Here is a 6,166-nt window from a genome sequence, read left to right as displayed (position 1 = left end):
AGCCAGCGACCATCCCGCCGCGGCGACCTGCATGACGGCCTTCGCGTGGTCGGCGGCGGGATGGTCGCTGGCTTGGTGCGCGGCGGAGACGCCGAGGGAGGCGCTGTAGTCGAACGTGCCGTAGTGCAGCCCGGTCGCCCGCCCCTCGGCGGCGTCGATCATGCGCGCGACGGTCGCCGTGCCGTCGGCGGCGAGGACGGCCTGGCTGGTCTCGATCTGGATCTCGAAGCCGATGCGCCCGCTGTCGAGGCCGCGGGCCTTCTCGAACGCCTCCAGGAGCCGGACCATGGCGGTGACCTGCTCGGGGTAGGTCACCTTGGGAAGGGTCAGGAGGAGGCCGTCGGGCAGCCTGCCCGCCTCCATGAGGCCGCTGAGGAAGATGTCGAGCGTGCGAATGCCCCGGTCGCGGACGGCGGCCTCCATGCACTTCATGCGGATGCCCGTGTACGGGGCGGCGGTGCCGTCCTGGTAGGCGCGCGCCACCAGCCGGGCGGCCCGGGCCGCGTGCCGGTCCTCCTCCGCGTCGGGGCGGGGGCCGTACCCGTCCTCGAAGTCGATGCGCAGGTCTTCCACCGGTTCGCGCTCCAGCTTGGCGCGCACGCGCGTGTACACGGGCTCGGCGAGGTCGTCGGCGAGGCCGAGGACGGCGGCGAAGGAGGCGGCGTCCGGGGCGTGTTCGTCGAGGGCGGTGAGCGCGCGGTCGCCCCAGGCGCGGACGGTGTCGGCGGCGAAGACGTCGCCGGGGACGTAGACGGTGTGGACGGGCTGGCGGGTGCCGGGGTCGCCGGGGTAGCGGCGGGCCAGCTCCGCGTCGACCGGGGCGAGCCGGGCGGCGATCTCCTCGCCGACGGCGCTCGCCAGGCTCGTCACGACCGGCTCCTGCTGCTCTGACCCCATCCCGCACCCTCCAGTTTTCCGCTCTACGGAATCAATACTCCAGCGACGGAAGCCAACAACGGATCTTGCCGCCGGTCAACACCCCGTCCACTCAGCGGTCCCCTCGGCCCGCCTCGTACCCCTTCATCGTTGCGGACCCTCGCAACGGTTCACTCCCGCTGATCCTTTTCTTCACCCGGACCCTCTTTCGCACAGCGGTTCCCACCCTCATCCTGATCCCCCAAGGGGAGGGGGCGCACATGGCGGGCACCGGCAAAGTGACGCGGCGCGCGGGGCTGAGGACCGCGCTGGCGGCGACCCTGGCCGTGCCGCTGCTGGGCACCGTACGGGCCTCGCAGGCCCACGTCGACGAGACCGGGCCCTCGAACCAGTCGGCACGCCCCGTACAGCCCGTCCCCCCGTTACGGGCCATGACCTTCAACCTCCGCTTCGCCAGCACCCGGGAGCCCAACAGCTGGGCCGCGCGCCGCCCCGTGACCCGCGAACTGCTCCTGCGGGCCGCCCCGTCCGTCGTCGGCACCCAGGAGGGCGTGCACAGCCAGATCCTGGACATCGCCGCCGACCTCGGGCCCCGGTACGCGTGGATCGGCACGGGCCTTGAGGGCCGTACGACGGACGAGTCGCTCGCGGTCTACTACGACACGGCCCGGCTCACGCCCCTCGCGCACGGCACGTACGCCCTGTCGGACACGCCGGAGGACCTCGCGTCGAACACCTGGGGCGCGGCGTTCGTCCGGATGTGCACCTGGGTGCGGTTCCGGGACCGGCTGGACCCCGGCCGGGAGTTCTCCGTCCTGAACACGCACCTGGACCACCGCAGCCAGTACGCACGCGCGCGTGCGGCGTCCCTCATCGCCGCCCGCATGGGCGCGCTCTCCCACCCCGCCCTGCTCCTGGGGGACTTCAACGTCGCGGCGCACGACAACGAGGTGTACGACACGCTCCTGCGCGCGGACCTGGTCGACACCTGGGACAGCGCCCTCACGCGCGGGCCGCAGTTCGGGACGTTCCACAACTACCGCGGCCTGGTGGCGGACGGCCGGCGCATCGACTGGGTGATGGCCACCCGTGGCGTACGCGCGCGCAGGGCCTGGATGGACACGTACACGCGCGGGCACCAGTACCCGAGCGACCACCTGCCGGTGTGCGCGAGCGTGGACCTGACATGACGCCCCCCGCACGACACGGCAGAGGCCCCGCGACCGGCCACACCGGTCACAGGGCCCCGTACCACCCGGAGATCAGCCCTTGCGGGTGTTGATCTCCTCCGTGAGCTGCGGCACGACGTCGAAGAGGTCGCCGACGACGCCGTAGTCGACGAGGTCGAAGATCGGCGCCTCGGGGTCCTTGTTGACCGCGACGATCGTCTTGGACGTCTGCATGCCCGCGCGGTGCTGGATCGCGCCGGAGATGCCGTTGGCGATGTAGAGCTGCGGCGAGACGGACTTGCCGGTCTGGCCGACCTGGTTGGTGTGCGGGTACCAGCCGGCGTCGACGGCGGCGCGGGAGGCGCCGACGGCCGCGCCGAGGGAGTCCGCGAGGGCCTCGATGATCGCGAAGTTCTCGGCGCCGTTGACGCCACGGCCGCCGGAGACGACGATCGCGGCCTCGGTCAGCTCCGGACGCCCGGTCGACTCGCGCGGGGTGCGGCCGGTGATCTTCGTGCCGGTGGCGGCGGCGGAGAACGACACCGCGAGGTCCTCGACCGCGCCCGCGGCCGGGGCGGCCTCGACGGCGGCGGAGTTGGGCTTGACGGTGATGACCGGGGTGCCCTTGACGACACGGGACTTGGTGGTGAACGACGCGGCGAACACGGCCTGCGTGGCCACCGGGCCCTCGGCGCCGGCCTCCAGGTCGGTCGCGTCGGTGATCAGACCGGCCTCGATGCGCAGCGCGAGGCGGGCGGCGATCTCCTTGCCCTCGGCGGAGGAGGAGACCAGGACGGCGGCCGGGGAGACGGCGGCGTAGGCGGCCTGGAGGGCGTCGACCTTGGGGACGACGAGGTAGTCGGCGTACTCGGACGCCTCGTGCGTCAGGACGCGCGTCGCGCCGTGCTCGGCGAGGACGGCGGCCGTGGCGGCGGCACCGGCGCCCAGCGCGACGGCGACGGGCTCGCCGATGCGGCGGGCGAGCGTCAGCAGCTCGAGGGTGGGCTTGCGGACGGCGCCGTCCACGTGGTCGACGTAGACGAGGACTTCAGCCATGGGAATGCTCTCCTGCGAAACGAAGTTGAGGGGCGGTCAGCAAGGGGCCCGGCCGAAACCGCTGCCCCGCGCGCGGGGCCTAGATGAACTTCTGGCCCGCGAGGAACTCAGCGAGCTGCTTGCCGCCCTCGCCCTCGTCCTTGACGATCGTGCCGGCCGTGCGGGCCGGGCGCGCGGTCGCGTCGTCGACCTTGGTCCAGGCGCCGTCCAGGCCGACCTCCTCAGCCTCGATGTCGAGGTCGGACAGGTCCCAGGACTCGACCGGCTTCTTCTTGGCGGCCATGATGCCCTTGAAGGACGGGTAACGCGCCTCGCCCGACTGGTCGGTGACGGACACGACGGCCGGCAGGGACGCTTCGAGCTGCTCGGACGCGGCGTCGCCGTCGCGGCGGCCCTTGACGACGCCGTCCTCGACCTCGACCTGGGACAGCAGCGTGACCTGCGGGACGCCGAGGCGCTCGGCGAGCAGCGCGGGGACGACACCGCCGCCGCCGTCGGTGGAGGCCATGCCCGAGACGACGAGGTCGAAACCGGCCTTCTGGATGGCCTTCGCGAGGACCAGGGAGGTGCCGAGGGCGTCGGTGCCGTGCAGGTCGTCGTCCTCGACGTGGATCGCCTTGTCGGCACCCATGGAGAGGGCCTTGCGCAGGGCGTCCTTGGCGTCCTCGGGGCCGACGGTGAGGACGGTGACCTCGACGTCGTCGTCGGAGTTCTCGGAGATCTGGAGGGCCTGTTCGACCGCGTACTCGTCGAGCTCGGAGAGCAGACCGTCCACGTCGTCCCGGTCGACGGTCAGGTCATCGGCGAAGTGCCGGTCGCCAGTGGCGTCGGGCACGTACTTCACAGTGACAACGATCCTCAAGCTCACGCCGGCTCTCCTACTGCATCGTCAGTTCTCGGCTGCCTACTTACAGGCAGCATAGGCGCCTGAAGAGGCCGTTCCCGGATCGGGGGCGGCCCGCCTCCGCCAGGAATATTACTCACCAGTACAACCAGTTCATGCCCGCTAAGCAAGCGCTTTGAACTGTGACCTTCGCAACGCAGCGTAACCGGAACCCGACGGCCCCGCAGAGGGGCGGGCAGCGATCTCAGTCACGCAGCGCGTTGAACCGCCCCTGGTGGTAGAGCAGCGGCCGTCCCGCGCGCGTGGGGTCGCCGAGAACGACCTCCGCGAGCACGATCCGGTGGTCGCCCGCGGGCACGCGCGTGTGCACGCGGCACACCAGCCAGGCGAGGACGTCGTCCAGGACGGGCACGCCTTCGGGGCCCTCGTGCCAGGCGGTGGGCGCGCCGAAGCGGTCGGCGCCGCTGCGCGCGAAGGTGGCGGCCAGGTCGGCCTGGTGCTCGCCGAGCAGGTGCACGCCGACGTGTTCCGCGCGGGATATCGCGGGCCAGCTGGAGGCGCCCGTACCGATGCCGAAGGAGAGCAGCGCGGGTTCGGCGGAGACGGAGGTGAGGGAGGTGGCGGTGAATCCGACGGGGCCGTGCTCGCCGGAGGCGGTGATCACGGCCACACCGGCGGCGTGCCGGCGGAAGACGGAGCGCAGGAGGTCGGGGGAGGCGGGCTGAGCGGCGGCGAGGTCGGGCGAGGCCGTCATCAGGGTGTCCTTCGGGGGGAAGTGACGAGCGGGGTCCGGGGTGCTCAGCGGCCCGGACAGCGTGCGCTCGCGGTGCTCCGGGCCAGGTCGACGTGGACCCGTCCGTAGAGAAGGAGTTCCTCAGGCATGACGTCAGGCTGACGATAGGTGGCATGTCCAGTCAAGGGCGTTCCGGGATCTGGAAGCTGCCGCTCCGTCACATGCCCGCCCGTCACACCGCCTCCCCCAGCGCCGCGATGACGTCCGCCTTGCGCGGCTGGCCGCCGGCCCGCCGTACGACGTTCCCGCCGGCGTCCAGGACCAGCACGGTCGGCGTCTTGAGGATGCCGAGTTCCCGTACGAGGCCGAGGTGCTGCTCGGCGTCGATCTCGATGTGGGCGACGCCGGGGACCATGCCGGCCACGTCCCCGAGCGTCCGCCTGGTCGCCCGGCAGGGGGCGCAGAAGGCGCTGGAGAACTGGACGAGGGTGGCCCGCTCGCCGAGTTCGGCGCCGAGCGCCGCCGCGTCCAGCCGTCTGCCGTCGTCCCGTGCGCGCACGCGTGCCCTCCCACTGTGCCGCCTGTGCGGCACTCAGCGGCTGAAGCGTTCACGAGGCGGCAAACATTCCCGGCTTTGCGAGTTGTCCCTGCTCGCCCGGCGCGTCGCGGCCCGCGCGGAGTAAAGAAAGGATCAAAGCCCGAGGTGGATCAAGGTGTGGACGTGACGAGGATCTCCGACGCGGTCAGGAACCAGGACTGGCCCGCCGCACGTTCTTGGGGCACGATCTGCGACATGCCGTAAACCTACGGCTGCGTAACTTGTCCGCCGGGAGTTTCCCTTCCCAGGCTGAGAGAAGGAAGGGTCCGCCTCACCCATGGCAGAGCTTGTGTACCGTCCCGCCGTCGGTCTCGCGCAGACCCTGTTCAAGGTCTGGGACCTCAAGATCGACTGTCGGGGCTCGGAGAACATCCCGCGCACGGGCGGTGCGGTGCTGGTGAGCAACCACATCAGCTACCTGGACTTCATCTTCGACGGCCTCGCGGCGCTCCCCCAGAAGCGGCTGGTGCGCTTCATGGCCAAGGAGTCCGTCTTCCGCCACCGCGTCTCCGGCCCCCTGATGCGCAACATGAAGCACATCCCCGTCGACCGGAAGCAGGGCGAGGCCGCCTACCAGCACGCGCTCGCGTCGTTGCGCTCCGGTGAGATCGTCGGCGTGTTCCCCGAGGCGACGATCTCGCAGTCGTTCACCCTCAAGAGCTTCAAGTCCGGCGCCGCGCGGCTCGCCCAGGAGGCGGGCGTACCGCTCGTCCCGATGGCCGTCTGGGGCACCCAGCGCCTCTGGACGAAGGGCCACCCCCGCAACTTCAAGCGCAGCCACATCCCGATCACGATCCGCGTCGGCGAGGCCCTGGAAGCCTCCAAGGACAAGTACGCGGGCGCCATCACCCGCCAGCTCCGCGAGCGCGTCCAGGAGCTCCTGGAGGCCG

7 protein-coding genes are annotated in these 6,166 nt (G+C 71.5%); 2 read left to right on the top strand and 5 right to left on the bottom strand.

Going from position 1 to position 6,166, the window contains the following annotated elements:
* Positions 1 to 897 (bottom strand): DUF6986 family protein (locus AOK24_RS27505; protein ID WP_055722747.1); only part of this gene is annotated, 897 nt, incomplete at its 3' end.
* A gap of 239 nt (positions 898 to 1,136) precedes the next feature.
* On the opposite strand from AOK24_RS27505, the gene AOK24_RS27500 reads away from it, so the two are divergent.
* Positions 1,137 to 2,066, top strand: coding sequence for an endonuclease/exonuclease/phosphatase family protein (locus AOK24_RS27500; protein WP_055722746.1), 930 nt, complete (start codon positions 1,137 to 1,139; stop codon positions 2,064 to 2,066).
* Between the two features lie 72 nt (positions 2,067 to 2,138).
* Here AOK24_RS27500 and AOK24_RS27495 read toward each other — a convergent pair whose 3' ends face one another.
* The 4 genes from AOK24_RS27495 to AOK24_RS27480 form a co-directional block, all read right to left on the bottom strand.
* The gene (locus tag AOK24_RS27495; protein WP_055722745.1) at positions 2,139 to 3,101 is read right to left on the bottom strand and encodes an electron transfer flavoprotein subunit alpha/FixB family protein; all 963 of its coding nucleotides are present in this window, start codon (positions 3,099 to 3,101) and stop codon (positions 2,139 to 2,141) included.
* A 79-nt stretch (positions 3,102 to 3,180) separates the two neighbouring features.
* Positions 3,181 to 3,969 carry an electron transfer flavoprotein subunit beta/FixA family protein gene (locus tag AOK24_RS27490; protein WP_055722744.1) on the bottom strand — a complete coding sequence of 263 codons (789 nt, stop codon included), beginning with the start codon at positions 3,967 to 3,969 and terminating at the stop codon, positions 3,181 to 3,183.
* A gap of 220 nt (positions 3,970 to 4,189) precedes the next feature.
* Positions 4,190 to 4,699 carry a flavin reductase family protein gene (locus AOK24_RS27485; protein WP_055722743.1) on the bottom strand — a complete coding sequence of 170 codons (510 nt, stop codon included), beginning with the start codon at positions 4,697 to 4,699 and terminating at the stop codon, positions 4,190 to 4,192.
* Between the two features lie 211 nt (positions 4,700 to 4,910).
* Entirely contained in the window at positions 4,911 to 5,270 is a 360-nt protein-coding gene (locus tag AOK24_RS27480; RefSeq protein ID WP_079057012.1) for a TlpA family protein disulfide reductase, read from the bottom strand.
* 283 nt (positions 5,271 to 5,553) lie between these two features.
* Between AOK24_RS27480 and AOK24_RS27475 the strand changes: the two genes are divergently transcribed.
* A partial coding sequence (locus tag AOK24_RS27475) for a lysophospholipid acyltransferase family protein (protein ID WP_055722748.1) occupies positions 5,554 to 6,166 on the top strand: 613 nt, incomplete at its 3' end.

Origin of the sequence: Streptomyces niveiscabiei (genome assembly GCF_001419795.1) — a bacterium.
In the GTDB taxonomy this organism is placed as follows: domain Bacteria; phylum Actinomycetota; class Actinomycetes; order Streptomycetales; family Streptomycetaceae; genus Streptomyces; species Streptomyces niveiscabiei.
Note: the sequence above shows the minus strand (reverse complement) of the source record. Positions and strands in the feature narration are given on the sequence as shown.

Bases quoted from the DNA above. Each gene is read 5' to 3' on its own strand.
- AOK24_RS27495 (WP_055722745.1), bottom strand. From the start codon at position 3,101: ATGGCTGAAGTCCTCGTCTACGTCGACCACGTGGACGGCGCCGTCCGC.
- AOK24_RS27500 (WP_055722746.1), top strand. From the start codon at position 1,137: ATGGCGGGCACCGGCAAAGTGACGCGGCGCGCGGGGCTGAGGACCGCG.
- AOK24_RS27485 (WP_055722743.1), bottom strand. From the start codon at position 4,699: ATGACGGCCTCGCCCGACCTCGCCGCCGCTCAGCCCGCCTCCCCCGAC.